The 24,836-nt window shown below is 68.5% G+C and carries 26 protein-coding genes, 1 tRNA gene and 1 pseudogene; 9 read left to right on the top strand and 19 right to left on the bottom strand.

From position 1 onward, the window contains the following. Window positions 1–13: 13 nt before the first annotated feature. On the bottom strand, window positions 14–748 hold the full coding sequence (locus CK240_RS11545) for a Hint domain-containing protein (RefSeq protein WP_167650028.1): 735 nt from the start codon (window positions 746–748) through the stop codon (window positions 14–16). Between the two features lie 132 nt (window positions 749–880). Between CK240_RS11545 and CK240_RS11540 the strand changes: the two are divergent. Beyond that, window positions 881–1,640, top strand: a pseudogene (locus CK240_RS11540) (IS5 family transposase). A gap of 148 nt (window positions 1,641–1,788) precedes the next feature. Here CK240_RS11540 and CK240_RS11535 read toward each other — a convergent pair. After that, a tRNA-Arg gene (locus CK240_RS11535) sits at window positions 1,789–1,865 on the bottom strand. Between the two features lie 210 nt (window positions 1,866–2,075). Here CK240_RS11535 and rpsB point away from each other — a divergent pair. From rpsB to pqqE, 7 genes are all read left to right on the top strand, one after another. Further along, entirely contained in the window at window positions 2,076–2,876 is an 801-nt protein-coding gene (rpsB, locus tag CK240_RS11530) for a 30S ribosomal protein S2 (protein ID WP_095640493.1), read from the top strand. Between the two features lie 76 nt (window positions 2,877–2,952). Next, entirely contained in the window at window positions 2,953–3,840 is an 888-nt protein-coding gene (gene tsf / locus CK240_RS11525; RefSeq protein ID WP_095640492.1) for a translation elongation factor Ts, read from the top strand. 165 nt (window positions 3,841–4,005) lie between these two features. Then, entirely contained in the window at window positions 4,006–4,107 is a 102-nt protein-coding gene (gene pqqA / locus CK240_RS11520; RefSeq protein ID WP_090753227.1) for a pyrroloquinoline quinone precursor peptide PqqA, read from the top strand. 12 nt (window positions 4,108–4,119) lie between these two features. After that, window positions 4,120–5,001: a pyrroloquinoline quinone biosynthesis protein PqqB gene (gene pqqB, locus CK240_RS11515; RefSeq protein WP_095640491.1), complete on the top strand. Its 882-nt coding sequence runs from the start codon at window positions 4,120–4,122 to the stop codon at window positions 4,999–5,001. Beyond that, window positions 4,998–5,753: a pyrroloquinoline-quinone synthase PqqC gene (gene pqqC, locus CK240_RS11510; RefSeq protein ID WP_095640490.1), complete on the top strand. Its 756-nt coding sequence runs from the start codon at window positions 4,998–5,000 to the stop codon at window positions 5,751–5,753. The genes pqqB and pqqC overlap by 4 nt, the downstream gene beginning before the upstream one ends. Next, window positions 5,750–6,022 (top strand): pyrroloquinoline quinone biosynthesis peptide chaperone PqqD, encoded by a 273-nt coding sequence (pqqD, locus tag CK240_RS11505; protein WP_095640489.1) that lies wholly within the window; start codon window positions 5,750–5,752, stop codon window positions 6,020–6,022. The genes pqqC and pqqD overlap by 4 nt, the downstream gene beginning before the upstream one ends. Beyond that, window positions 6,019–7,149: a pyrroloquinoline quinone biosynthesis protein PqqE gene (gene pqqE, locus CK240_RS11500; protein ID WP_095640488.1), complete on the top strand. Its 1,131-nt coding sequence runs from the start codon at window positions 6,019–6,021 to the stop codon at window positions 7,147–7,149. The genes pqqD and pqqE overlap by 4 nt, the downstream gene beginning before the upstream one ends. On the opposite strand, the gene CK240_RS11495 is transcribed toward pqqE, so the two are convergent. The 17 genes from CK240_RS11495 to CK240_RS11415 form a co-directional block, all read right to left on the bottom strand. Next, window positions 7,146–8,339 carry an NnrS family protein gene (locus tag CK240_RS11495; RefSeq protein WP_095640487.1) on the bottom strand — a complete coding sequence of 398 codons (1,194 nt, stop codon included), beginning with the start codon at window positions 8,337–8,339 and terminating at the stop codon, window positions 7,146–7,148. The two genes, pqqE and CK240_RS11495, sit on opposite strands and share 4 nt — an antisense overlap. A 71-nt stretch (window positions 8,340–8,410) precedes the next feature. Then, on the bottom strand, window positions 8,411–8,845 hold the full coding sequence (locus CK240_RS11490; RefSeq protein ID WP_095640486.1) for a pseudoazurin: 435 nt from the start codon (window positions 8,843–8,845) through the stop codon (window positions 8,411–8,413). An 86-nt stretch (window positions 8,846–8,931) separates the two neighbouring features. Beyond that, complete coding sequence (locus CK240_RS11485) at window positions 8,932–9,627, bottom strand: Crp/Fnr family transcriptional regulator (RefSeq protein ID WP_095640485.1); 696 nt, start codon at window positions 9,625–9,627, stop codon at window positions 8,932–8,934. 89 nt (window positions 9,628–9,716) lie between these two features. Continuing rightward, entirely contained in the window at window positions 9,717–9,995 is a 279-nt protein-coding gene (locus tag CK240_RS11480) for a metal-sulfur cluster assembly factor (RefSeq protein WP_095640484.1), read from the bottom strand. Beyond that, window positions 9,988–10,491: a DUF2249 domain-containing protein gene (locus CK240_RS11475; RefSeq protein ID WP_095640483.1), complete on the bottom strand. Its 504-nt coding sequence runs from the start codon at window positions 10,489–10,491 to the stop codon at window positions 9,988–9,990. Before CK240_RS11475 ends, CK240_RS11480 begins: the two co-directional genes overlap by 8 nt. 18 nt (window positions 10,492–10,509) lie before the next feature. Further along, complete coding sequence (locus CK240_RS11470; RefSeq protein ID WP_095640482.1) at window positions 10,510–11,766, bottom strand: hypothetical protein; 1,257 nt, start codon at window positions 11,764–11,766, stop codon at window positions 10,510–10,512. 26 nt (window positions 11,767–11,792) lie between these two features. After that, window positions 11,793–12,722, bottom strand: coding sequence for an FAD:protein FMN transferase (locus CK240_RS11465; RefSeq protein ID WP_095640481.1), 930 nt, complete (start codon window positions 12,720–12,722; stop codon window positions 11,793–11,795). Then, window positions 12,709–13,245 carry a nitrous oxide reductase accessory protein NosL gene (locus CK240_RS11460; RefSeq protein WP_095640480.1) on the bottom strand — a complete coding sequence of 179 codons (537 nt, stop codon included), beginning with the start codon at window positions 13,243–13,245 and terminating at the stop codon, window positions 12,709–12,711. The genes CK240_RS11465 and CK240_RS11460 overlap by 14 nt, the downstream gene beginning before the upstream one ends. Beyond that, the gene (locus CK240_RS11455; RefSeq protein WP_240517388.1) at window positions 13,245–14,120 is read right to left on the bottom strand and encodes an ABC transporter permease subunit; all 876 of its coding nucleotides are present in this window, start codon (window positions 14,118–14,120) and stop codon (window positions 13,245–13,247) included. Before CK240_RS11455 ends, CK240_RS11460 begins: the two co-directional genes overlap by 1 nt. Then, entirely contained in the window at window positions 14,117–14,989 is an 873-nt protein-coding gene (locus CK240_RS11450) for an ABC transporter ATP-binding protein (RefSeq protein WP_095640479.1), read from the bottom strand. The genes CK240_RS11455 and CK240_RS11450 overlap by 4 nt, the downstream gene beginning before the upstream one ends. Further along, window positions 14,986–16,323 carry a nitrous oxide reductase family maturation protein NosD gene (locus tag CK240_RS11445; RefSeq protein WP_095640478.1) on the bottom strand — a complete coding sequence of 446 codons (1,338 nt, stop codon included), beginning with the start codon at window positions 16,321–16,323 and terminating at the stop codon, window positions 14,986–14,988. Before CK240_RS11445 ends, CK240_RS11450 begins: the two co-directional genes overlap by 4 nt. Beyond that, complete coding sequence (nosZ, locus tag CK240_RS11440; RefSeq protein ID WP_095640477.1) at window positions 16,320–18,269, bottom strand: TAT-dependent nitrous-oxide reductase; 1,950 nt, start codon at window positions 18,267–18,269, stop codon at window positions 16,320–16,322. Before nosZ ends, CK240_RS11445 begins: the two co-directional genes overlap by 4 nt. Before the next feature lies 1 nt (window position 18,270). Further along, window positions 18,271–20,625 carry a NosR/NirI family protein gene (locus CK240_RS11435; protein WP_095640476.1) on the bottom strand — a complete coding sequence of 785 codons (2,355 nt, stop codon included), beginning with the start codon at window positions 20,623–20,625 and terminating at the stop codon, window positions 18,271–18,273. Between the two features lie 96 nt (window positions 20,626–20,721). Then, window positions 20,722–21,555 (bottom strand): metal ABC transporter permease, encoded by an 834-nt coding sequence (locus tag CK240_RS11430; protein ID WP_095640475.1) that lies wholly within the window; start codon window positions 21,553–21,555, stop codon window positions 20,722–20,724. Next, window positions 21,552–22,412: a metal ABC transporter permease gene (locus CK240_RS11425; RefSeq protein WP_095640474.1), complete on the bottom strand. Its 861-nt coding sequence runs from the start codon at window positions 22,410–22,412 to the stop codon at window positions 21,552–21,554. Before CK240_RS11425 ends, CK240_RS11430 begins: the two co-directional genes overlap by 4 nt. Next, window positions 22,409–23,287, bottom strand: a complete 879-nt coding sequence (locus CK240_RS11420) for a manganese/iron ABC transporter ATP-binding protein (RefSeq protein ID WP_095640473.1) — start codon at window positions 23,285–23,287, stop codon at window positions 22,409–22,411. Before CK240_RS11420 ends, CK240_RS11425 begins: the two co-directional genes overlap by 4 nt. 3 nt (window positions 23,288–23,290) lie before the next feature. Continuing rightward, window positions 23,291–24,196, bottom strand: a complete 906-nt coding sequence (locus CK240_RS11415; RefSeq protein WP_095640472.1) for a metal ABC transporter substrate-binding protein — start codon at window positions 24,194–24,196, stop codon at window positions 23,291–23,293. 138 nt (window positions 24,197–24,334) lie between these two features. Between CK240_RS11415 and CK240_RS11410 the strand changes: the two genes are divergently transcribed. Further along, window positions 24,335–24,757, top strand: a complete 423-nt coding sequence (locus CK240_RS11410; RefSeq protein WP_095640471.1) for a Fur family transcriptional regulator — start codon at window positions 24,335–24,337, stop codon at window positions 24,755–24,757. Window positions 24,758–24,836 lie beyond the last annotated feature (79 nt).

The raw sequence follows: 24,836 nt of genomic DNA, 5'->3' as shown, positions 1-24,836 counted from the left end.
TTCATTTTGGTCCTTATTGAACCAGCGGCCTGCCGTGCTGGGCATGACGCATGGCCAGCCGTCGGGCAGTCCGGCCTGACGCAAGCACGCGCGCGCCCGCCGCGGCGTAGTCACGATCCCGGAGTTCAGGGAACACCGTGAAGATCTCGTGCTGCGCCGCCTTGCCGACGGCCTTGAGAGCTTCAGGGCCGGTATAAAGAGACTCGGTTTCGGCGCCGTTCGAGAATACGACCTCGTGCCGGTCGAACAGGATGTGGAAATACTCCACGCTTTCCATGTCCTCGGCGACGTCGATGCCGTCGAGCACCACCAACTGCTTGGCTGCGACCAGGACCTCGTCCGCGCCGAACATCTTCCGGGCAATCTTCGAGCGCACAAGGATGCGATGCTGGGGCGAGACAATCAGGTCAGACGACGGCGTGTTCGCACCTAGAGCACCGGCACGAATACGGATCGGACGCAGCTTGGGATTTCTTGCCAATCCTGCGGCGGCCACCTTGCGGGAACCCATCCAGCGGATCAGCTTCGCCCCGTTGTCGCGCGTCACCACCTTGTCGCCGACCGCAAGGGTCTCGATGGCAAGTTCGCCGCCTTCCGTCAGGATCAGGGTGCCCGATGCAAAGCAGGGGAAAACATCATCGTCCTCAAGGACAAGGTCACCCCCGGGGTCATAGGCGACATTCACGATTGCGGTGTTGAGAGTCGTGTTGACCGCGTCGAGAACGTCACCGAGCAGTGGCCCAAGCAAATCTGTTTCTTCGAGTTAGGACAGGGGAAGATTGATCGTTGTGAGCGGCTGTCCCAGGAGGGTGCCCGTAGGGTCAGGACCCATTGATCTGCCTGCTGCTGCGTGATTCAGGCTCCGCAAGGAGACTGGCAGATGAGCAACCGTTTCTGGCTGACCGATGAGCAGGTGGCGCGGCTCCGGCCCTTCTTTCCGAAGAGCCATGGCAAGCCGCGTGTTGATGATCGGCGTGTGGCTCTAGTGGCATAATCTTCATCAACCGCAACGGGTTACGATGGCGGGACGCTCCCCGAGAGTATGGTCCCGCGAAGACGCTTTACAACCATTGGAAGCGGTGGGGCGATATGGGCGTCTTTGCTCGTATCATGGAGGGGTTGGCCGCGGAGGCCTCCGAACCGAAGACGATCATGATTGATGCCACCTACCTCAAGGCGCACCGCACGGCGACCAGCCTATGGTCGAAAAAAGGGGGCGCGGCCGACTGATCGGTCGGACCAAGGGTGGCATGAACACCAAGCTGCATGCCGTCACCGATGCCCATGGGCGGCCGATCCGGTTCTTCATGAGCGCAGGCCAGGTCAGCGACTACACTGGCGCCGCGGCCTTGCTGGGAGGTTTACCCTCAGCGGAATGGTTGCTGGCCGACCGGGGCCATGATGCCGACTGGTTCAGAAATGCCCTGAGAGACAAAGGGATTGTCCCCTGCATCCCGGGGCGAAAGTCTCGTGGACGGCCCGTAAAATATGACACGCGCCGCTACAAACGCCGCAACAGGATCGAGATCATGTTCGGCCGCCTGAAAGACTGGCGCCGCATCGCCACTCGATACGACCGATGCCCAGAAACCTTCTTCTCCGCAATCGCCCTCGCAGCCACCGTCCTGTTTTGGCCCTGAAGATCAATGGGTCTGGAGCCTAGTGCGACTGCACCTCATCCCTTGAAAAGGAGCAAGGACTCCCTTGGCGAAAAGGGAAACGGCAGCGGGGTTTCTGTGCGGATTGGCCCGGCGCGGCCGGCGGGGGTGTCTAAAACCCCTGTATTTGTGGCGCACCCGACAGGATTCGAACCTGTGACCTCTGCCTTCGGAGGGCAGCACTCTATCCAGCTGAGCTACGGGTGCAGTGAGGTCCGTTTAGTGCAAGGCTTTCCTTCTCGCAAGCCCCGATGAACGACAGGGCGATCGGCGGGTGCTTGCAATTCCCGCCGTTTGACCCTATGTGGCGCGCACTTCACAGGCGAGGGCGGGCCGAGGACGGGAGACATCCGTTCCGGTCCACCGGTTGGGGGCACTGCCCCTGAGATCCCTTGCTCAGGCGCAAACCGGAAAGGAATGGACATGGCGCTTCCCGAATACTCCATGCGTCAGCTGCTGGAAGCTGGCGTTCACTACGGTCACCAGACCCAGCGCTGGAACCCGCGGATGGCCGAATACATCTACGGCGACCGCAACGGCATCCACATCATCGACCTGACGCAGACCGTCCCGCTGCTGGACCGCGCGCTTCAGGTGATCCGCGATACCGTCGCCAAGGGCGGCCGCGTGCTGTTCGTCGGCACCAAGCGCCAGGCGCAGCGCGCCGTGGCCGATGCCGCCGAGAAATCCGCGCAGTTCTACATGAACCACCGCTGGCTGGGCGGCACGCTGACCAACTGGAAGACCGTCTCGCAGTCGATCCAGCGCCTCAAGCAGATCGACGAGGCCATGGCGGCGGGCGCCGAGGGCCTGACCAAGAAAGAGCGTCTCGGGATGGAGCGCGAGCAGGCCAAGCTGCAGGCCAGCCTCGGCGGCATCCGCGACATGGGCGGCCTGCCGGACCTGCTGTTCGTGATCGACGTGAACAAGGAAGACCTGGCCGTCCAGGAAGCCAACAAGCTGGGCATCCCGGTCGTCGCCATCGTCGACACCAACTGCTCGCCCAAGGGCATCGACTACGTGATCCCGGGCAACGACGACGCGGCCCGCGCCATTGCGCTGTATTGCGACCTGGTCGCCCGCGCCGCGCTGGACGGCATGACCGCCCAGATGGGCGCCGCCGGCGTGGACCTGGGCGCGCTGACCGACGCCCCGGCCGAGGAGTTCGACGGCATCGACGCGGAAGAGCCCGCGGCCGAGCAGACCGCCGACGCCTGACGTCCGCCATCACCAGACCTTCATCAGGCGGGGATATGCCCCGCCTGTCCTGTTCCAAGACAAGGGAGACACCCACATGGCTATCTCGGCCGCGATGGTGAAAGAGCTGCGCGAATCGACCGGCGCGGGCATGATGGACGCCAAGAAGGCGCTCGAGGAAACCTCGGGCGACATGGAAGCCGCTGTTGACTGGCTGCGCACTAAGGGCTTGGCGAAGGCCGCCAAGAAATCCGGCCGCATCGCCGCCGAGGGCCTGGTCGCCGTCGCCGTGCAGGACGGCAAGGGTGTCGCCGTCGAGGTGAACTCGGAAACCGACTTCGTCGGCAAGAACGCCGAGTTCCAGGGCATGGTCCGCGACATCGCCCAGGTCGCGCTGAGCGTCGACTCGACCGAGGCGCTGGCCGCGGCTCCGCTGAACGGCAAGCCCGTCAGCGAGGTCCTGACCGACGCCATCGCCAAGATCGGCGAGAACATGACCCTGCGCCGCCAGGTCACCGTGACGGGCGAGAACGTCATCTCCTACGTCCACAACGCCGCTGCCCCCAACATGGGCAAGATCGGCGTCCTGGTCGCGCTGAAGGGCGATGCCGCCAAGGCGCAGGAGATCGGCAAGCAGATCGCCATGCACATCGCCGCGACCTCGCCCGCCTCGCTGTCCGAGGCCGACCTGGACCCGGCGCTGGTCGAGCGCGAGAAGTCGGTCCTGACCGAGCAGGCGCGTGAATCGGGCAAGCCGGAAGCCGTCATCGAGAAGATGATCCAGGGCCGCATGTCCAAGTTCTTCGAGGAAGTGACCCTGCTGGGCCAGAAGTTCGTCATCAACCCCGACGTCACCGTGGCCCAGGCCGCGAAGGATGCGGGCGTCGAAGTGACCGCCTACGCCCGTGTCGCCGTCGGCGAGGGCATCGAGAAGAAAGAGGAAGACTTTGCCGCCGAGGTCGCCAAGACCCTCAAGGGCGCCTGAGTTTCCCTCAGCATGACGGAAAGGCCGGTCCTTCGGGGCCGGCCTTTTTCATTGGCGGGTTGCCCCGAACGACCCTGCGACAAAAGGCTGAGGATTTTTTGCGGTGATTGACAACCGGCGGCCTCGCCTCGACCCTGCAGCCTCATGCCAATGGAGGAGAAACGCATGACCTGGTCGAAGCCCAAGGCACGCGAAGTGAAATGCGGAATGGAAATCAACATGTACGGTCCCGCCGAGGATGACCGCGACGCCCGCGACGTCCTCTGACTCGACTGCGGGATGAAGCTCACGATACTTGGGGCAGCCGCCGGTGGGGGGCTGCCCCAATGGAATTGCGGCTGCGCGAACTGCAATGACGCGCGCGCGGGCCGCATCGCGGGGATGACGCAGTCCTCGGTCGCCGTCACTTCGGGCGGGCAGGCCGTGGTCCTGAACGCCTCGCCCGACATCCGCGCGCAGCTCGAGGCCTGCGGCCTGCATCCGCCCGCGCTGCGCGGCAGTCCGGTGAATTCCGTGGTGCTGACCAACGGCGACGTGGACCATGTCGCGGGGCTGCTGAGCCTGCGCGAAGGCACGCCCTTCACGATCCACGCCACGCCCACGACGCTGGAGATCCTGGACCAGCCCATCTTCCGCGTGCTGAACCCCGATCACGTCGGCAAGGCCCCGATCGCGCTGGACGAGCCGTTCGAGCCGCTGCCGGGCCTTCGCGTCACGGCCTTCGCCGTTCCGGGCAAGGTCGCGCTGTATCTCGAGGAAGGCGAGCCCGACACCGCCCTGATGGGCGAGCAGACCGTCGGCCTGATGCTCGAAGCCGTCGGCCGCCGCGTCTTCTATATCCCCGGCTGCGCCAAGGTGACGGATGACCTGCTGGCGCGTCTCGAGGGCGCCGACCTGCTGCTGTTCGACGGCACGGTCTGGGCCGACGACGACATGGCGCGCAGCGGGACGGGCGCCAAGACCGGGGCGCGCATGGGCCACCTGGCCATGTCGGGCCCTGAGGGCAGCATCGCGCGGCTGTCGGGCCTGACCGGCACCCGCCGCATCTTCGTCCACATCAACAACACAAACCCCGTGCTGCAACCCGGATCGCCCGAGCGCGCCCAGCTTGAGGCGGCGGGCTGGGAACTCGCCCGCGACGGGATGGAGATCATCCTTTGAACGACGCCACACCGGACCGTTCCGCCTTCGAAGCCCGCCTGCGCCGCATCGGCGCCGAGCGTTACCACGACAAGCATCCCTTTCACGCGCTGCTGCACGGGGGTGGTTGCACCATCGACCAGGTGCGCGCTTGGGTCATCAACCGCTACTACTACCAGTCCCGCATCCCCATGAAGGACGCAGCCTTCATGAGCCGGGTCGAGGACCCCCGGCTGCGCCGCGCCTGGCGGTCGCGGATCGAGGATCACGACGGCACCGCCGACCAGCCCGGCGGCATCTGGCGTTGGCTGCGGCTGGCCGAGGGCGTCGGGCTCGACCCCGACTATGTGGCCTCGACCCGCGGCGTCCTGCCCGCCACGCGCTTCGCGGTGGACGCCTATGTCCGCTATGTGCGCGAACAGCCGCTGCTGGCGGCGGTGGCCTCCTCGCTGACGGAACTGTTCGCGCCCGCGATCCACGAACAGCGCATCGCGGGGCTGCTGGCGCATTACGATTTCGCCAATCCCCAGACGATCAGCTATTTCCAGCACCGGCTGACCGAGGCCCCCAAGGACGTTGCCTTCGGGCTTGCCTGGGTGCTTGAGAACGCCCGGACGGACGAGCAGCAGGACATGGCCGCCGCCGCGCTGACCTTCAAGACCGACGTGCTGTGGGCGCAACTCGACGCGCTGCACTCGGCCTATATCGCGCCGGGCCGCATCCCGCCGGGCGGCTGGCGCCCCGGCGAGGGGCTGCTGGAGGGTAGGGGATGACACCCGCGGACCGCCCCTTCCTGCCGCGAGGGGTGCGGTTGCACCAGGATCGCGTGCGGGGCGTGCCGGTCCTGCTGGGGCCGGAAACCGCGCTGATGCTGGACCCCGTGGGACAGGCGGTGCTGGCCGAGGTGGACGGACGCCGCGACATCGCCGCGATCAGCGAAGCCCTTGCGGAACGCTATGCCGCGCCGGTCGAGATGATCCAGTCCGACGTGATCGAGTTCCTGGACGACATGGCCGCGCGGCGGCTGGTGGAGGTCGCATGACCGCAGTGCATCCCGCTCCTGTTTCTGCACGCCAGGTCCGGCCCCCGCCCGAGGCTCCGCTGGCCATGCTGGCGGAACTGACGCACCGCTGCCCCCTGGCCTGCCCTTATTGCTCGAACCCGCTGGAACTGACCGGGCGCGAGCGTGAACTGACCGCCGAGCAATGGGCCGGGGTCTTCCGGCAGGCGGCGGGCCTCGGCGTCCTTCAACTGCATCTTTCGGGTGGAGAGCCTGCCTCGCGGCCCGACCTTGTGCAGATCGTGACGGCGGCGCGCGAGGCGGGGCTTTACACGAACCTCATCACCTCGGGGATCGGGCTGACGGGCAGGCGGCTGGAGGAGTTGGACGCCGCCGGGCTGGACCATGTGCAACTGTCGCTGCAGGGGGTGAACGCCGGGATCGCGGATCATGTCGGCGGCTACAAGGGCGGCTTCGACCGCAAGATGATGGTCGCGGCCGAGATCGCCCGCATCGGCTTTCCCCTGACGATCAACGCGGTGATGCACCGCCACAACCTTGGCGACCTGGCCCAGACCATCGCACTGGCGCACCGGCTTGGCGCGCGACGGATCGAGATCGCCTGCGTCCAGTTCCAGGGCTGGGCGCTGCGGAACCGCGCCGCCCTGCAGCCCACGCGCGAGCAGGTCGAGGACGCCAAGCGCATCGTGGCGCAGGCGCGGGTGGACTATGCGGGCAGGCTTTCCATCGACTTCGTGCCACCGGACTACTTTGCGGATTTCCCCAAGGCCTGCATGAACGGCTGGGGCTCGACCGGGCTGAACATCGCCCCCGACGGCAAGGTGCTGCCCTGCCACGCGGCCGAGATCATCCCGGGGCTTCAGTTCCAGAACGTCCTGACGACCCCGCTGGCCGAGATCTGGAACGACGGCCCGGCCTTCAACGCCTTTCGCGGCACCGACTGGATGCCCGAACTGTGCCGGGCCTGCGACCGGCGCGACATCGATCATGGCGGCTGCCGCTGCCAGGCGATGGCACTTGCGGGGGACGCGCGGGCGACCGATCCCGTCTGCCGCCGCTCGCCCCATCGCGCGGCGCTGGACGCGCTGATCGCGGCCGAAACCGGCGTGGCCCCGCCGCCCTTCGAATACCGCCGGATGCCGCACTAGCGCAGGCGGCGCGTGGCAACCAGCAGGCGCGCGTGGCCGAGGGTGAACAGCCCGAAGGCCACGATCCAGCACAGCCCGGCCGCCTTGATAAGGGCATCGTACGCCACGAAATCCGCCGCTGCTCGGGCCACGGCCGCCAGCATGATGGCGACGAAGCCGAGGGTCGCGAGCGGGTCGGCGTCGGTGTCCGCGCCCGTATGGCTGCGGGTGGCGCGGGTCATCACGGCCAGCATCTCGCCCCCGATCGCGCCGATGGCAAGGACGTGCAGCGCGGCGGCGGGATTCATCCAGCCTAAAGCGGCGGCACTGATGGCGGCGAAGCCGAGGGCGATCATCAGATAGCCCCCGTGCAGCGTCAGGACCATCGGCTCGGAAACGTGCCAGCCCTTCCAGCGCGCCAGCCGCAGCAGGTTCAGCGCCGCCGCTGGGGCGGCTGCCATGGCAACCGCTGTGCTCTGGGGCAAGGCCACCCACAGCGCCAGCGCCCCCGAGGACAGCGCCACCGTCAGCGCATCAAGCTGGTCCGTCGGGGCGGGCCGCGCCCTGCGTCCGTTCTTCGCCAGCCAGTTGTGGGTGAAGCTGGGGGTGACCCGCCCGCCCACGATCAGGATCAGAACCACGAAGCCCGCCACGGCCGCCCGCGCGGCAAGCCTCGGGTCGCTTCCGCCCAGAACCGCCGCATGAAATCCGATGTTGGCAAGGGCGATCAGCGCCATGAGCCCGACGATCTTGAGGTCGCGCCATTTCCGGCCCGCGACGATCTCGATCAGAAACACCCCGGCCATCAGCGGCAGGAAAAGGGCATCGATCGCAACCGCAAGCCACAGCGCGTCCAGCGGACAGGCCAGCATCAGCCGCCCGGCCAGCCACAGTGCCGCCAGCGCGGCCAGCGGCGGACCGGACACCGGCATCCGCCCCGTCCAGTTCGGCACCGCCGTCATCAGGAACCCCGCCAAGGCCGCCGAGGCGAAGCCGAACAGCATCTCGTGCATGTGCCAGTTGGCCGCGCCATAGGCACCGCCCGGCTGCGGCCCGCCCGCCAGCGCCCGGACCCAGAGTGCCATTGCCGCGGTGGCCCAGACCCCCGCGCCCAGGAAGAAGGGCCGGAAGCCGTAGGAAAACAGCACCGGTCCGGTCCGTGCCAGCCCACGCAGGATGCCGCCCGCAGGGCGCGTGCGTTTTCCAGCCATGTCGGTCAGTCTGCCGCGCGGACACGCGAAAGCGGCCCCGAAGGACCGCTCCTGCGATCTGCCGCAAGGACTCAGCGGGTGACCTTGGCCAGTTGCGCGTCCAGCCGCTCGCGCGCGCGCTTGGGCAGCTTGCCCTCGGCCAGCGCGTCATAGTTCGAGGCGTCGCCACCGGCCTGGATCACCGCGACCATCCCCATGGGCGTGTGGGGGGTGCAGCGGACGCCATAAAGGCCCGGCGCGGACACGGTCAGGACATACTCCTCGTTCACCTTGGATTTGAACTCCTCGACGCCCTCGGGCAGCATGCCCTTGATCGAGGAAACGTCGTGGCTCTTGTCCGTGGGCACGAAGGTGATGGTGTCGCCGACCTCGGCCTGAACGAAGGCGGGCTGGAAGACCATCGGACCCTCCTCGCCCTTGTTCAGCATCTCGACGCGGTGGTCGGCGGCCATGACCGGAGCGGCGAACAGGGCCAGCGCCAGCGCGACGGGAATGGAGCGTTTCATTCGTCTTGTCTCCTTCACACGGGGGAATCACCCGTTGCGAAGGACCATAAGACTTCGGCGCAGGCCGTTGATTGCGCTGCCGCAAACTAGCCGTCGGAACCCGCAAGCTGCTTCAGCGCATCCAGGTCCGCGATCACGACCTTGCGCCGGCCGCGTCCCAGCACCCCCTGGGATTCCCAGGCGGCCATGATGCGGGACACGGTGTGCAGGGTGTTGCCGCTCATGTCGGCAATGTCCTGGCGGGTCAGGGGATAGGGCAGCTCGATCCCGCCCTCGGCGTCGATGGCGTTCTCGCCCGCTTCGGACCGCAGCCGCAGCAGCAGGTTGGCCACGCGGCGGGCGGCCTCCTCGGTCGTCATCTCGCGCAGACGGACATGGGCCTCGTCCAGCTTGCGCCCGATCGCCTGCACGATCGACAGCGTGACCGAGGGCGCCGCGCCCAGAACCGCCTTCCAGCGGTTGCGCGGCCAGACCAGCGCCACGCTGTCCACGATGGCTTCGCAACTGCCGGGATATTCGTCGCGCTGCAGGGCGGGGGCGAAGCCGAAAAATTCGCCAGGGTGGACGATGCGGACGATCAGCTTCTGCCCGTCGGCCGTCACCTGCGTGACCTTCAGCCAGCCCTGCCTGAGCAGGAAGAAGCGGTCGGCCGGGTCGCCCTGCTGGAACAACGGATCGCCCTGCGCCAGGCGGACGGTGGTGGTGCCCGACAGGATCGTGCGGACTTCCTCGGGGCTGAGCCCCTCGAAAGGGCCGAGGTCACTGGTCTGGACGTCGGGCATGGAGTGGCCGCAGCCTCGTCGCTGGGAACTGACGCGCCCCTTGTAGCCTGAGCGGAAAGGGAAAGTAACCATGCCACCGGGTCGCGGGCTCAGGCACGGATCCGCGATGCGTCCCAGGGCGGGTCCCACGTCAGCTTGACCTGCGCGACCCGGACGCCGGGAACCGACAGCACCGCGTGCTCGACGCCGATGGACAGCAGCCCGGTCATGGGGCAGCCGCGCGTCGTGGTGGTCATCGTGACCTCGACCTCGGCTCCGTTGATCCGCGTGTCGTAGATCAGCCCCATCGCCGGCAGGCTGAGGCCCGTTTCGGGGTCGGTGACGGATTCCAGTGCTTCGGCCACCGCGCGGCGCAGGATGTCAGGCATCCGCCCCCCTGCGCACCAGAAGCCGATAGCCGCTGGCGTCGGCGGCGTGGTTGCCGACCCAGGCGTGCCCGCGCGCCCTGAGTTGCGGCAGCAGGAACAGCGGCTCGCGGTCCAGAAGCGCAAAGACCACCTCGCCCGGCCGGGCGGTTTCCAGGGCGGCAAGGATGCGCGTCATCGGCTCGGGCGGCTCAAGTCCCGTCAGGTCCAGAAGCTGCAGGGGGGCAGGCCAGTCCGCGGCCTCGAGCGAGCTTCCCGCCGACAGCGCACCGGGGGGCGGACTGAAATCGACCTGCCACACGTCGCCGCCCAGAGGGTGCTCGGCAAAGGAAAAGCCGCGCTGGCGCAGGACGCCGATCAGCGGCACGGGCCGGAAGGGCGCGATCAGGCGCAGCGTCTGGTCGGGGCCGAGCGCGTCGGCGGCCTGCATGATGGCCGCGAAGGGCTCTTGCCCCTTGGCGAGCATCGGGCGCACGTCCAGGGTGACGATCATGCTCATCTGGTCCTCCGGTCGGGTTCACAGGGTGATCTGAAGGATGCGGGGTGGCGCGGACAAGGGGTCGGGCGGCAGGTGGGCCAGCCGCCGGACAGCCCAGGTCTCATGCGCGATGATGCCTGCGCCAGCCAGCAGAAGAAGCGCGGCACCTTGGGCGGGCCGTGCAAGGCCAAAGGCCAGCGCGGCGGCAAGGACGGCCGCGCCCAGTGCCCAGAGGGCAAGGCCCGAGGCGATGCGGCGGGCGTCGGTCAGGGCGGCCGTGGGCGGGACGGGGGCGCGGCCCATCCGGGGGCCGAAGACCTCGATCCAGGTCAGGAAACCGATGATCTTCGGGATGAAGGCCAGCGTCAGCCCCGACAGCCAGCCCAGCAGCAGCAGCGCGCCGCCGGCCAGCGTCAGCGCCTGCGATCCGGCAAGCGCAGCCGCGACCAGCACCATCGCCGCAGGTCCGAGGGTGGCCGCGGCCCACAGCCCGCCGCGCAGCGAGATGTCGGGCTTCTTCAGCTTGCGCTGCCTGTTCATGCGCGCGCCCGTTCCGAGATACAGCGCCACCGCCGCGAGAGAAGCCACCAGCATGGGCCGGGGACCAGCCGCAGGCAAGGCAAGCGCGGCCAGCGTCGCGGCAGCCGCAAGCGCCGTCAGCGCGCCCAGGCTTCGGCGCGGCGGCTGGGGGGCAAGGCCGAACATGGCGAGGAACTGGAAGGAGACGGCCATCGCACCCAGCGTGAACCACAGTCCCAGCCCGAGGAAGCCGTGCAGCAGCCGCAGCGAGGGACCGGGCGCCAGCGGGACGAGGCCTGCGCGTCCCAGGGCGAAGGCCACGCCAAGCGCCACGGTGGCGGCCATGCCAGCCAGCGACAGCGCCAGCAGGAGGGCCATCGGCACGCGGGCGAGCGCCCTGGCCACGCAGGGCGCCAGCATCGCCAGCGCCATCGCCGCCGCCATGGCCAGCAGCACGGCCGCCAGCGTGAACGCGCCCGGCCAGGCGTGCCAGAAGCCCAGCGCCAGCGACAGGGCTCCGCCGCTCCAGAACCCAAGCGCCACGGGCGACAGCCATGCCAGCGTCACCGGCACGGCGGTCAGCACCGGCACGAACTGCAGCGAGGCGCCGATCATCAGCGTCCCGATCCAACCCACGGCCAGAAGGTGCAGGATGGCCCGGCTTTCGCCCGCCTCCCAGGCGGCACGGGGCACACCGTGGCCCATGGCCATCAGGATCAGGGCCAGGAACAGCATCCCCAGGCCCGCCGCGAACCAGGCGGGCGTCCAGCGGGCCATGCGGATTTCACCCGGCACGGCCGGCCTCAGCCGAACAGGTTTTCGCGGCCCTGCGCGTCCAGCGCGCGGACCTGGATGCCGGGCAGGGCGGCCACGACATCGCGGATTGCGGGCGCCGGGGCCAGTGCGAGTCCCGTGGACAGCGCGTCGGCCAGCCCGGCTTGCGGCGCGGTCACGGCGACCCGCCGCCATTCTGCGCGCGGCGCGCCCGAGGACGGGTCGATCAGGTGCGGCAGCCGGCCCTCTGCGTCGAAGGTGAAGCCCGAAGGCTCGGTCACGGCGAGGGCGCGGTCCGCAAGCTCGACCTCTCCGCCACCCGACAGGCCGACGCGCCAGGGGACGCCGGCGCTGCGCCCACCGATGGCGCTGATCTCGCCCATGTTCACCAGCGTGTTCACCGCGCCTTCCGCCCGCAGCAGCGCGGCGATGCGGTCCGAGATATGGCCCTGCGCGATGCCGTTCAAGGTCAGCTGCATTCCCCAAGGCAGGACGACAAGGTCCTCGCCCACCGTCACGCGCTTGAAGCCGATCAGGCCGCGCGCCCGCGCAAGGGCCTCGGCATCGGCACCCGCCGCATAGGCGCGCCATAACGGCTGCACGGTGGGGTCGAAGCGGCCCCCGGTCGCCTCATGCGCCGCCTGCGCAAGCCGCAGCGCCGCGACCATCTCGGGCGAAGGGGCCGCAAGCGCGCCTGTCCGGTTCAGATGGGACAGTTCGGAATCCGCGCGGTAAAGCGTGAAGATGCCCTCCAGCCGCCGCAGCTCGGATTCCACCCGGCGCAGGATGTCGGCGGCCCGCGCGGGATCGGGGTGGTTCAGGATCAGCGTGGCCTCGGCCCCCATCGCCTGGCCGCGCCATGTGACGGGGCGGGGTGCGGCGAGGGCAGGGCCGCCCGCCACGGCCACACCCATGGCAGCGGCGATGGTGATGAAGCGGCGGCGGTCAATGCGCGGCATGGGCCTGCTCCTCGGGCTCATGGGCGGCCTCGTCGCCCCCGCCCAGTACCTGCTCGGGCGTCAGTTCGGCATAGGCCGCGACCGCGCCGCCGTGCCGGGCGGTGAAGGTTTCCGCGGCCTCGCGGGTTGAGAACGGCACGATCTCGGACCCGCCCATGCCGCCCCGCGCCTCCGAGCCCTCGACATAGAAGGCCTGCCGCGCCTCGACCCAGTTGTCGGCGCCCGGATCGGCCCAGCTTGCCGCGCGGCCCATGTCCGAGACATAGACGGCGGCGTAATCCTTGGGTTCGTCCGGCATCATGGTGAAGGCCAGCGTGTCGCGTGCCGAGGAGAACCAGAAGGGATCGTGCCCCTCGGCCAGGATCACCTGCCCCTTGGGACCCTCGTGCTCGGACAGGTTCATGCCGCAATAACGGCCGACCGCGTCCGCCGTCAGCGCCACCGGCGGGGCCGAGGCCACGGTCTCCTCGCGGCAGCCAGCCAGCGACAGGGCCAGAAGCGCGGCAAGGGCAAGGCGTTTCATCAGAGGTTCCTTCGCGAAAAGACGGCCATCGCAAGGCCAAGCGGCAGGGCGCACCACAGGGCCAGCGCGCCGACCAGAAGGCCCGGGGTCAGGGCCGAGTTGTCGAAGACCCCGCCCATGCCCGACAGCATCGCGGACGAGCCCTCGCCCAGCGTCAGCAGCCGGTAGGCGTCGGTCGGGTTCAGCACCAGCGCGAGGTCCATCAGCCAGCCGGGGATCGCATGGCCGCCCTGCGCGACCAGCGCCGCCAGCAGCGCCATATCGTAGATCGCCACGAACAGCAGCCACAGTCCGATCGAGATCCCCGCGGCGGTCGAGCTTTCCTGCACCGAGGCCGAGGCCAGCAGCCCCAGCGACAGGAACACCGCACCCAGCAGGATCGAGGCGCCCGTCATGGCTCCGAAGGCCTGCCAGCCCTCGGTCCCGTGCTGCCAGACGACGAAGCCGGCGGCGAAGGTGAAGCCGATAATGGTGGCGAACCCCATGATGCCAAGCTGGCCGAGGAACTTGCCCGCGATCACCTGCCAGCGCGCCAGCGGATGGCTGAGCAGCAGCAGCAGCGTCCCGCCCTCGGCCTCGCGCGTGATGGCGTTGTGCGAGATCAGCAGCGCGATCAGGGGGACGAGGAAGATCGTCAGGCTCGCCAGACCCACCACCACGACGTCCAGCGCCCCGGTCGAGGTCGAACCGGTCGGGGCCGAGCCAAGCGCCGCGATGGCCGAGGCGAGCGCCGCCATCAGCAGGGTGGTCGAGACGACCCAGCGGTTGCGAAGGCCCTCGGCCAGTTCCCGGCGGGCGATGGTCAGGACGGGCGAGGTCGGCATGGCGCTGCGGGTCGCGGCGGGCATGGCGAGGGTTGTCGTTCCGGTGGTCATGCGGCCTCCCGGCGCAGGAAATGCGCGTAGATGTCGTCAAGGCTGGGATCTTCCAGCGTGATGTCGCGGGCGCCTGCCTCAAGCGCCGCGCGCAGGGCGGCGGGCTTCTCGGCCTCGGACAGCTTGACCTGCCAATGGTCGCCGATGCGCGCCGCGCCCTGGGGCGTTCCGTCGGCGCGGAAGCGCAGGACCGAGGGCAGCCCGGCCAGCCGGCGCAGCTCCTCCATTGTGCCGTCGGCGATCAGGCGGCCGCGGTTCATGACAAGGACGCGGCCTGCCTGGCCTTCCAGTTCGGTCAGCGCGTGCGAGGACAGAAGCACCGTCGCGCCCTCGCGCGCGAGATCGGCCACGATCCCGTAAAGCTCGCGCCGCAGCGCCGGGTCCAGGCCCGAGGTCGGCTCGTCCAGCAGCAGAAGGCGCGGCTGGCCCAGGATCGCCTGCGCGAGGCCCAGCCGCTGCCGCATCCCCTTGGAATAGCCGCGCACCGGGCGGTCGGCGGCATCCGCCAGACCGACGCGGTCAAACAGCGCCTCATGGCCCTGCGCGGGCAGGCCCTTGAGGCGGGCATAGAAGGCCAGCGTCTCGCGCGCGGTGAAGCTGGGGTGGAACTGGACGCTTTCGGGCAGGTATCCCAGGGCTTGCCGGGCATGGCGCCCCTGCGCGGGATCGGCGCCCAGCACCTGAAGCAACCCTGCGTCGGGCCGGACAAGTCCAAGCATCATCTTGATCTGCGTCGTCTTTCCCGCGCCGTTATGACCGACCAGCGCCACCACTTCGCCGGGCGACAGGTGATAGCTGAGGTCGTGGACCACCTGGCGCCCCCCATAGGACTTGCGCACGCCGTCCAGGATCACCGTTGCATTGTTCATGGCAGCGGCCTTTCGGAATGGGGGAACATCAGGGGCGCGCTGTCGATGACGCCGCCCGGCAGCACGGCGGGGAAGCGGCTCTGGGCGAAGCGCAGGATCTGCACGGCAGGGCTGGTCATCAGCATCCGCGCCTGCGGGGCGGTCCACATGACCTTGTCCACCATGTCGTTCGGCCGATAGACCGAATCCGCCAGCCCGTCCCCGTTCAGGTCGAAGGCGGCATTGTCGGACCAGTAGTTGCCCACGCCGTCCTCGGACCATTCGAGGGTCCGCGTGCCCACGTATTTCACCTGCACCCGGTTTCCGACGAAATCGTTGCGCGACACCCGGTTGCCCTCGGCCCCGGCGGTGAAATGGATGCCGGTGCCGCAGCCCTCGAAATGGTTGCCTGTGAATGTGTTCTTGTTCGCGTTGTAGATGAAGACGCATTTCTGCGGCGCGACATGGTCGCTGCCCGGCTCGGCGGCGGGCACGCCTTCCTCGCTGGACTGCCCCATGTCCCGCCAGCGGTCGGGCGAGGCGGGATGGCCGATTACCACGTTGCCGGTCAGGACCGAGCGGTTGGCCGAGTTGAACAGGAAGCCGTAGTCGCGGTCGTTCTCGCTGCGGTTGCCGGTCACGCGCAGCCGGTTTGAGAACATGATCGCGTAACCCATGCTGTTGTCACGGGAATCGTTGTCGATCACCTCGCTGTCGGCGGTGTTCATGTAGTGGATGGCGAAGCGCGTGTTCCGCATCCGGTTGGCGCGGAAGACGTTCTTCTTGGACACCGTGACGAAGATGCCGTCGCGGCCGCGCGTGATGTCGTTTTCCTCGATCACGGCGCTGGGGGCGTTCCAGACGGTGACGCCGTTGCCAAGCTCGGCCTGCCGGCCCAGCCGCCCCACGATGGTGTTGCGCGCGACCAGCGAGTCCCTGGCGCCCTGCACGCGCACGCCATGCAGGTTGTCGGTCAGGCGGTTGCCCTCGACCCGCGCCCGCGCGGCCTTCTTTGTCAGGAACACGCCGGAATCCATCCGGTTCAGGTCGGCGCCCGAGCCGGTAATCTCCAGCCCCGTGACGACGCTGTCGGGGGCATCGACCTCGATGACGTGGCCCCTGCGGCCGCCGTCAACCACCGCGCCGGCCTCGCCCCTGAGGGTCAGGGGCTTGCCGAGGACGAGGGGGCCGGACCACCGGCCCTCCCGCAGGACGATCTCGTCGCCTGCCGCCGCCCCGGCCAGCGCGTCCGCCAGTTCGGCGTCCGAGCCGGGCCGCCAGGTGGCGGCTGCCAGCGGCGCGGCCCAGAGGGTCGCGGCCGTCAGCATCAGGGCAAGGCGGGGAAGGCGGGTCATGCCGAGGCGGGCTCCACCAGCATGCGGCCCTTCATCTCCATGTGCATCGCATGGCAGAACCACGAGCAGTAGTACCAGTAGACGCCGGGCCGGTCGGCCTTGAACGTCACCGAGGCCGTGGCCTGGGGCGCCACCTCCATGTTGATGCCGTAGTTGATGATCGAGAAGCCGTGGGTCAGGTCCTCGATCTCGTCGATGTTGGTGACATAGACCGTCACCTCGTCGCCCTGCTTCACGGTGAAGCTGTCCAGTCCGAAGGCCGGCGCCGAGGAGGTCATGTAGACGCGGACCTTGTTGGGGTCTGCCGCGTCGCGGATCACCTCGCTGTCCATGGTCAGGTCGATGCCGTCGGCCTCGGCCTGCTTCACCGCATCCGCGAAGAAGGGGTCCGCCCGGTCCCAGACATGGACGGGGTTGATCTTCGAGGCATGGACGATGGTTGCGTCATGGGGTTCCGCGAAGGTCGGGTTGTCGTGGACGATCCGCATCTCGTCGCCCGAAATGTCGATCAGTTGGTCGCATTCGGGCTTCAGCGGACCCACGTTCAGGAAGCGGTCCTTCGAGAACTTGTTGAGCGAAATGAGCCACTTGCCATCCGCTTCCTTGGTCTGGCCCATGGACGTGTGGTTGTGGCCCGGCTGATAGTGGACATCCAGCTTCTGCCGGATCGGGTCCACCTGCTCGCCGTTATGGGCGCGGATGGCGTCCTCGATGTTCCACTTGCAGACCTGGCTGTCGATGAACAGCGTCGTGTAGGCGTTGCCCCGCCCGTCATAGGCGGTGTGCAGCGGGCCGAGGCCCAGTTCCGGTTCCGCCACCACGCAGTCGCGCCCGCCGATCTTGCCCGCGAACAGGTCGTCGAAGCGGCGCACGTCGAACACCGTGACCGTCGGCGACAGCTTTCCGTTGGCGACGATGTGGATGCCGTCCGGCGCGGTGTTGATGCCGTGCGGACCGTTCGAGACGGGGATGTAGCGCGTCAGCTTGTTGTTCTCGCCCCGGCCGTCCAGCACGCGCACGCCGTTCAGCACCTGGCCTTCGCCCGCGGCCACCGCCTCCTCGATGGCCTTGAGGTTGAAGACGGTCAGCCAGTCCTGCTCCTTTTCCATCATCTCGGGCAGGGTGACGCCCTTTTCCGAGTTGTAGCAGGTCGCGAAGGCGTACTTGCCCTGGTAGTCGGCGTCCACGTTGTCGAGGTTGCCCTCGACGATGATCTGCCAGGCGACCCCCATCGTGTCGCCGTCGATCGCCGAGAAGATCGACTGGTACTGCGCCGGATCGTCCAGCACCGAGCCGTCGTTGGGCAGCGGCACCCCGTCCTCGCCATTGGCGAAGACATAGCCGGTGCGCGGGTATTTCTGCACGCGCAGCCCGTGGACCGTGTGCTGGTTCGGCAACTGGATGATCTTGTCGCATTTCATCACGTCCAGCCGGACGCGGGCGACGCGGGTGTTGGCCTTGTCGTTGATGAAGAAGTAGCGCCCGTCATAGGTCCCGTCGGTGAAGGACGGGTGCGGGTGGTGGGCGTCGCCATTCATGTAGATCCCGCCCCTGTTCGCCATGAACTCGCGGCTTTCGGGGGTCATGCCGTCGCGCAGGACCTTCAGCGACTCGTTGGTCTGGCCCCAGCCGGTGGCGCTTTCGCGGTTGAAGATCGGGATGCGCATCAGTTCGCGCATGGACGGCAGGCCCACGACGCGGACCTCGCCCGAATGGCCGCCCGAGACGAAGACGTAGTATTCGTCAAGTTCGCCCGGCCCCACGTGCGAGGACTGGCCCCCGGCGTCGCCCTGCGCGGCGGCCCGGGTGGCGGCGCCGCCCATGGCCAGCCCCGCGCCCGCGCCCAGCAGGGCGCGCGGGGCCACGGTGCCCGCGCCGGCGGCCAGCGCCATCGTGCTGCCCAGCAGCTGGCGGCGGTTCAGCCCCGTTCTGGTTTCTTCGGTCATCTCAAGCTCCTTGAGGGTTTGGAGTGGTGGGTTCCGCCGCCTGTTCCGCAAGGCGCCTCTGCGCCCGGAAGGCCGGGGGCTCCTTGCTGGCGGGGTCAGGGGTGGTGGTCCGGGCGACGGGCGTTCCGGCGATGGCGCCGGTCGCGGGCTTGGCCGCCTTCCTGCCGCCCAGGTCGGGCATCTTCGGACCGGAGCTGCGGGCGAGTTTCTCGCGCCGCGCCTTGACGGTCATCATGTGCGGGCAGCGGGTGTCGTCGTGGTAAAGCACCTGGCAGTGCATGCAGTAGATGCATTCGTTGACGTTGATGTTGCCCTCGGGGTGGATCGCTTGGACCGGGCATTCGTTGGCGCAGCGGTGGCAGGGCGAGCCGCATTCCGGCCAGCGCTTGAGCCACTGGAACATCCGCATCCGTCCCGGGATCGCCAGCGCCGCGCCCAGCGGGCAGACATAGCGGCAATAGAAGCGCTCGATCACCAGCGTGGGCAGCAGGCAAATCAGCGCAAACAGCACGAACCACCATTCGCGCATGAAGTTCAGGATGATCGCGGTCTTGAAGGGCTCGACCTCGGCATAAACCTCGGCGCGCGCCAGCGAATACAGCGACAGGCCGAAGAGGCCGAGGAAGATCATGTATTTCAGCGGCCACAGCCGCTCGTGCAGGCCCCAGGGCACCGTGACCTGCGGGATGCGCAGCTTGCGGGCGACGGTGTTGGACAGCTCCTGCAGCGCGCCGAAGGGGCAGAGCCAGCCGCAGAACGGCCCCCGTCCCCAGAACAGCAGGCCCGCCGCCACCGCGCACCACAGGATGAAGACCAGGGGCGCGGTCAGGAAGTATTCCCACGAGAAGCTGCCCGACAGCAGCGAGTTGAAGAAGGTCAGGACGTTCACGACCGAAAGCTGCGCGTGAACCATCCAGCCCAGCCAGACGAGGGTGAAGGTCAGGTAGGCCCGGCGGACCCAGGTGAACAGCACGGGGCGGCGCACCAGCAGGTCCTGGAAGAAGAAGATCAGCGTCAGCACGCCCAGCGCCGCGGCCGTCACCGCGACGTTGACGCGGTTCATGTCCCAGATCGTCTTCCACAGCGCGGGGCCGTCGTCCTCGGACAGGGGCTCGCCCACGGTGGTCTGGGTGGCGGGCTCGGGGGCAGGCTGCGCCACCGGCTCAGGCTGGGGCGCGGGCAGCATGTACTGCTCGGGCAACTGGTAGCCGAGGTTGAAGGGCAGCGTCGCCTTGTCGCGTCCCTCGGTGGTCCGCTGGACCAGCAGTTGCAGCTCGAAGGGCTTGGTCACGTCGAGACTGGCGCCCTCGGGGACGACGAACAGCGCGATCTCGCGCAGGCGCGGGGCGCCCTTGGCGGCCAGCGCAGGCAGGCGGGTGTGGTCGCGGTCGTGGAAGCGGATGCCCTGTCCGTCCTGCAACAGCTCGATGCGGTCGAAGATGCCGCCGCGCACATAGCCCGAGCCCTTGAAGGAATAGGCCCCGTCGCCCGCGACGAGGATCGCCGCCTGGCCGGGCTTCAGCCGCTGGGCCAGGCGCTCATAGCCCTGCGGACCCAGCAGGCCGATGCCGATGGCGGGCACCGACACGGGCGCCATGTAAAGCTGGATGAAGCTGTCCTCGGGGGTCTTCGTCTCCGGGTGGGCAGCGGCCTGGGGCTGGCCCGCGGCCTCGAAGGCCCCGCTGACCTCGCCCACGGTCATCACCAGCGAGCGGACCGAGCCGTCGCCGACCAGCGTTTCCCACTCGGCGGGGGCGGTCGCGGCGGGGTCCAGCTGGCGCTGCACCTCGGGCGCGACCGTGGCAGGGTCCACCCCGCCCAGCCGCCCCGAGCGGATCAGTTGCACGGCCGAGCGCACGACGCTGTCGCCCATCACCAGAACGGTGACGGTCGCGCCCGCCACGATGTCCACCTGCGGCGGGCGCGCCTCTCCGGCCGCGACGCGGCCCAGGTCGGCGCCGATCAGGCCGTTGATCGCCTGCAGCACCCGCTCCTCGGGGATGCCGATCAGGACGATGGGCTCGTGATGCTCGATCAGGCTGAGGCCCTGGACGATGCCCTGAGGGTCGATGCCGACAAGGATATGGATGGGCTTGCCCGAATAGCCGGTCGAGGCGGTGAAGTCCGAGGCGAGATAGGCATAGCCCAGCGTTTCGGTCCCGCGCATCACCGGCACGATGGCCGGGCTGCCCTGCGGCGCGCCGTAGGCATCGGCGCCCTGGAACAGCTCGGACGCGGGGGTCCGGGCCAGCGCCTCCTCCAGCGTCGCGGCCTGGACCGCCGGGGCGGATCCCAGCACCGCCCCCACGAGAATCGTCAGGCGGAGAAGGCACAGAAGGGCAGGGCGAAAGGACATCACGGGCTCCGGCCGGGTCTTGGCCTTCCGCTTTTCGCCTGTTCGCGGGCGCCGGACGTTGCGGTGGGGCAATGTCCGGCGAAAGATGCGCCGGGCTCAGACCGTGGCGGCGGCGCGGCGGATCTGGCGCTGCCTGCGCAGGAAGGCCGCGCCGAAGATCGCCGTCAGGATCAGGATGACCGTCGGGGCGGGCGCGCTGTCCAGGAAGAAGCTGGCATAGACCCCCGCCAGCATCGCCGCCATGCAGACCGTCACCGCCACGGCCAGCATCCGCCCGAAGCTGCGCGCCAGCAGGAAGGCGATGGCGCCCGGGGCGATCAGCAGGCCGACGGCCAGGATCAGCCCGGTTGCGGTCAGGGTGGCCACGATGGTCAGCGACAGGATCGTGAGCAACCCGTAATGCAGCAGCCCGACCCGCAGCCCCGAGGCCCTGGCCTGCGCGGGATCGAAGGCGTGCAGCATCAGGTCCTTCCATTTCAGGACCAGCGCCACCGTCACGACGGCCGAGATCAGGCCTGCCGTCCACAGGTCGCCCTGCTGCACGCCCAGCATGTTTCCGAACAGGATGTGGTCCAGGTGCACGTCCGAGGTGATCGCCGTGTAAAGCACGATCCCCAGTCCGAACATGCCCGAGAACACCACGCCCATCACCGTGTCCTGCTTGACGCGGCTGTTCTCGGTCAAAAAGCCCGTGGCCACGGCGGTCAGCATTCCCGCGCCGAAGGCCCCGAGGATCAGCGGCAGCCCCAGGATATAGGCCAGCACGATCCCCGGCAGGACCGCGTGGCTGACCGCGTCGCCCATCAGCGCCCAGCCCTTCAGCACCAGAAAGCAGGACAGCAGCGCCGTCGGCACCGACACGATCAGCGCGATCAGGAAGGCGCTGCGCAAGAATTCGAACTGGAAGGGCGAAAACAGCGTCTCGATCACGGGGCGGCCTCGTCCCTCAGGGCCGCTGCGGCCTTCGCGCGCGAAGCCAGCAGCCCGTGCCTGGGCGCCCAGACGAAGGCCGCCAGAAACACCAGCGTCTGCAGGCAGACGATGACCCCCCCCGTCGCGCCATCAAGGAAATAGCTGACATAGGCCCCGACGAAGCTCGTCACGGTCCCGATGGCGACCGACAGCGCGATCAGCCGGGGAAAGCGGTCGCAAAGCAGATAGGCCGTGGCGCCCGGCGTCACCACCATGGCAATGACCAGGAAGGCCCCGACCGTCTGCATCGCCGCCACCACGCAGGCCGACAGCAGGACGAAGAAGACCCCCTTCAGCAGCCCCGGCCTCAGCCCGATGGACCGCGCGTGGGTTTCGTCGAAGAAGACGACCATCAGGTCCTTCCACTTCGCCAGCAGCACGGCCAGCGAGACGAAGCCGATGATGGCCAGTTGCACAGTGTCGGCGGGCGTGATCGCCAGGATGTTGCCCATGGTGATCGTCTGGACAGAGATCGCGACCGGGTTCAGCGAGACCATGAACAGCCCCAGCCCGAAGAAGCCGGTGAAGATCAGCCCGATCACCACGTCGGGCTTCAGCCCGGATCGGTCCGACAGGAACAGCATCGCCGCCGCCGCGAGCCCGCCCGACAGGAAGGCCCCCAGCGCGAAGGGCAGACCCAGCATGTAGGCGCCCGCGACCCCCGGCACGACCGAATGCGACAGCGCGTCCCCGATCAGCGACCAGCCCTTGAGCATCAGGTAGGCCGACAGGAAGGCGCAGACGCCCCCCACCAGCGCCGAGACCCACATGGCCGTGGTCATGTAGTTGTAGCCGAAGGGCTCCAGCAGGATCATGCGCCGCCCTCGGGCTCGCGCGTGCGGGTGCGGTTGCCATAGCGCACCAGCGGGCGTTCGTCGTCGGTCAGGATGGTGACGTGGCGCGGGTCGTCGTCGTCGTGCAGCACGTCCCCGCCCAGAGTGAAATGCCGCAGGACGCCGCCGAAGGCGCGTTCCAGGTTTTCGCGCGTGAAGGTCGTCTCGGTCGGGCCGTGGGCCAGCACCGTGCCCTTGACCAGCACCACGCGGTCGCAGAACTCGGGCACGGACCCGAGGTTGTGGGTGGACACCAGCATCACGCGCCCCTCGTCCCGCAGCTCGCGCAGAAGGGCGATGATCTGGTCCTCGGTGCCCACGTCCACGCCGGTGAAGGGCTCGTCCAGCAGGATCACGCGGCCGTCCTGCGCCAGTGCGCGGGCCAGGAAGACGCGCTTGCGCTGCCCGCCCGAAAGCTCTCCGATCTGGCGGTGGCGCAGGTCGGACATGCCGACGCGCGCCAGTGCCGCATCCACGGCGGCGCGGTCGGCACCCGAGGGGCGGCGCAGAAAGCCCATGTGCCCGTAGCGGCCCATCATCACCACGTCCTCGACCAGCACGGGAAAGGACCAGTCCACCTCCTCGGACTGCGGCACATAGGCGACGAGGTTGCGCCGCAGCGCCTCGCGCACCGTCAGCCCCAGCAGCCGGATCTCGCCCGAGGCGACGGGGACGAAGCCCATGATCGCCTTGAACAGCGTGGACTTGCCCGCCCCGTTCACCCCCACCAGCGCCGTGACCGTCCCCTGCGGGATCTCGAAGCTGGCATGGCGCAGCGCCGTGTGGCCGTTGCGATAGGTCACCGTCACGTCGCGTGCGGCGATTCCCTGACCGGTGGCGGGGGGTGGGGCAAGCATGGGTCAGTCCTGTTCCGCAATCCCTGCGGCCAGGCCGTCCGCGATCGTGCGGGTGGTGACGCGCATCAGGTCCAGATAGCTCGGCACGGGCCCATCCGGTTCCGACAGGCTGTCCACGTAAAGCACGCCGCCGTAATGCGCGCCCGTTTCGCGGGCAACCTGCTGGGCCGGGGCCTGGCTGACGGTGCTTTCGCAGAAGACGGCAGGGATGTCGTTGTCGCGCACCGTGTCGATGACGGTCCGGACCTGCCGGGGCGTTCCCATCTGGTCGGCGTTGATCGGCCACAGGTAAAGCTCGCGCAAGCCAAGATCGCGGGCGAGATAGCTGAAGGCGCCCTCGCAGGTGACAAGCCAGCGCTGGGCCTCGGGAATTTGGGCGATCTCGGCGCGCAGGGGCTCCAGCGCAGCGGCCAGTTCGGCCTTGTAGGCTTCGGCGTTGGCCCTGTAGGTCGCGGCGTTCGCCGGGTCGGCCCCGGCCATGGCGGCAGCGATGTTGTCCACGTAGATGCGCGCGTTTTCCAGCCCCATCCAGGCATGGGGGTTGGGCTTGCCCTCGTAGTCGCCGCCCGAGATCGGCAGCGGCTTTATCCCCTCGCTGACCGTGGCCGAGGGCACGTCCTTCAGGTTCCCCAGGAACTGCTCGAACCAGCGTTCCAGGTTCAGCCCGTTCCACAGGATCAGGTCGGCGTCCTGCGCGCCCACGATGTCGCGCGGCGTCGGCTGGTAGCCATGCACCTCGGCGCCGGGCCGGGTGATGGACACGACCTCGGCCGCGTCGCCCGCCACCTCGCGCGCCATGTCGGCGATCACGGTGAAGGTCGTCGCCACCTTCATCCGGTCCTGCGCCTGCGCCGAACCGGCAGCCAGCGCCAGGGTTGCGGCGAGAAGACCAGCCACGTGGAAAGTCATGTTCACTCCTCTGCAGACTCTCCTCAACGTAAATGCAACGCATTCTCATCTGTCAAGTTCCTTGCGAACCATTCTCATTTTCTTGCCCCGACCGGGGGTCCGGGCTACATTCCGGCCATTGGCAGCAGGAAAGGCAGAATGAGCGCCCATACGACCGATTTTGCCCAGGCGCTGCGGGATGCAGGGCTGCGCGTGACGCCGCAGCGGCTGGCGCTGCTGGCGATCCTGATGGATTCGGCTGACCATCCGAATGCCGACGAGCTGCTGGCGCGGGCGCGGGCTCTGGACGACTCCGTCTCGCTGGCCACGGTCTACCGGACGCTCTCGGCCCTGGAAGAGGCGGGGCTCATCCGCAAGCTGACCCTGGAAAGCGAGCCCTCGCGCTACGAGATCACGCCCGCCGCCGAACACGATCATGTCGTGGACATCGACACCGGCGAGGTCATCGAGATCGCAAACGACGACATCGCCCGCCTGCGCCGCGAAACGCTGGAACAGCTGGGCTACGAGATCGTCAGCCAGCACACCCTGATCCGCGCCCGCCGGATGCGGAAAAGCTGAGCCTTCCCGGCGTCCTTCTTCTTCGGAGAAATATCCCACGGGGGTCCGGGGGTGAAACCCCCGGTCCGGCCGCGCCCGA

Source organism: Paracoccus salipaludis, assembly GCF_002287065.1.
Classification (GTDB): domain Bacteria; phylum Pseudomonadota; class Alphaproteobacteria; order Rhodobacterales; family Rhodobacteraceae; genus Paracoccus; species Paracoccus salipaludis.
Note: the sequence above shows the minus strand (reverse complement) of the source record. Positions and strands in the feature narration are given on the sequence as shown.

Bases quoted from the DNA above. Each gene is read 5' to 3' on its own strand.
- CK240_RS11435 (WP_095640476.1), bottom strand. From the start codon at position 20,625: ATGTCCTTTCGCCCTGCCCTTCTGTGCCTTCTCCGCCTGACGATTCTC.
- CK240_RS11490 (WP_095640486.1), bottom strand. From the start codon at position 8,845: ATGAAACGCTCCATTCCCGTCGCGCTGGCGCTGGCCCTGTTCGCCGCT.
- rpsB (WP_095640493.1), top strand. From the start codon at position 2,076: ATGGACATGGCGCTTCCCGAATACTCCATGCGTCAGCTGCTGGAAGCT.
- nosZ (WP_095640477.1), bottom strand. From the start codon at position 18,269: ATGACCGAAGAAACCAGAACGGGGCTGAACCGCCGCCAGCTGCTGGGC.
- CK240_RS11455 (WP_240517388.1), bottom strand. From the start codon at position 14,120: ATGACCACCGGAACGACAACCCTCGCCATGCCCGCCGCGACCCGCAGC.
- CK240_RS11460 (WP_095640480.1), bottom strand. From the start codon at position 13,245: ATGAAACGCCTTGCCCTTGCCGCGCTTCTGGCCCTGTCGCTGGCTGGC.
- CK240_RS11470 (WP_095640482.1), bottom strand. From the start codon at position 11,766: ATGGCCCGCTGGACGCCCGCCTGGTTCGCGGCGGGCCTGGGGATGCTG.
- CK240_RS11495 (WP_095640487.1), bottom strand. From the start codon at position 8,339: ATGGCTGGAAAACGCACGCGCCCTGCGGGCGGCATCCTGCGTGGGCTG.
- CK240_RS11445 (WP_095640478.1), bottom strand. From the start codon at position 16,323: ATGACCCGCCTTCCCCGCCTTGCCCTGATGCTGACGGCCGCGACCCTC.
- pqqA (WP_090753227.1), top strand. From the start codon at position 4,006: ATGACCTGGTCGAAGCCCAAGGCACGCGAAGTGAAATGCGGAATGGAA.
- CK240_RS11420 (WP_095640473.1), bottom strand. From the start codon at position 23,287: ATGCTTGCCCCACCCCCCGCCACCGGTCAGGGAATCGCCGCACGCGAC.
- pqqE (WP_095640488.1), top strand. From the start codon at position 6,019: ATGACCGCAGTGCATCCCGCTCCTGTTTCTGCACGCCAGGTCCGGCCC.
- CK240_RS11465 (WP_095640481.1), bottom strand. From the start codon at position 12,722: ATGCCGCGCATTGACCGCCGCCGCTTCATCACCATCGCCGCTGCCATG.
- CK240_RS11415 (WP_095640472.1), bottom strand. From the start codon at position 24,196: ATGACTTTCCACGTGGCTGGTCTTCTCGCCGCAACCCTGGCGCTGGCT.
- pqqD (WP_095640489.1), top strand. From the start codon at position 5,750: ATGACACCCGCGGACCGCCCCTTCCTGCCGCGAGGGGTGCGGTTGCAC.
- CK240_RS11475 (WP_095640483.1), bottom strand. From the start codon at position 10,491: ATGAGCATGATCGTCACCCTGGACGTGCGCCCGATGCTCGCCAAGGGG.
- CK240_RS11410 (WP_095640471.1), top strand. From the start codon at position 24,335: ATGAGCGCCCATACGACCGATTTTGCCCAGGCGCTGCGGGATGCAGGG.
- CK240_RS11425 (WP_095640474.1), bottom strand. From the start codon at position 22,412: ATGATCCTGCTGGAGCCCTTCGGCTACAACTACATGACCACGGCCATG.
- pqqB (WP_095640491.1), top strand. From the start codon at position 4,120: ATGAAGCTCACGATACTTGGGGCAGCCGCCGGTGGGGGGCTGCCCCAA.
- CK240_RS11450 (WP_095640479.1), bottom strand. From the start codon at position 14,989: ATGAACAATGCAACGGTGATCCTGGACGGCGTGCGCAAGTCCTATGGG.
- CK240_RS11480 (WP_095640484.1), bottom strand. From the start codon at position 9,995: ATGCCTGACATCCTGCGCCGCGCGGTGGCCGAAGCACTGGAATCCGTC.
- tsf (WP_095640492.1), top strand. From the start codon at position 2,953: ATGGCTATCTCGGCCGCGATGGTGAAAGAGCTGCGCGAATCGACCGGC.
- CK240_RS11485 (WP_095640485.1), bottom strand. From the start codon at position 9,627: ATGCCCGACGTCCAGACCAGTGACCTCGGCCCTTTCGAGGGGCTCAGC.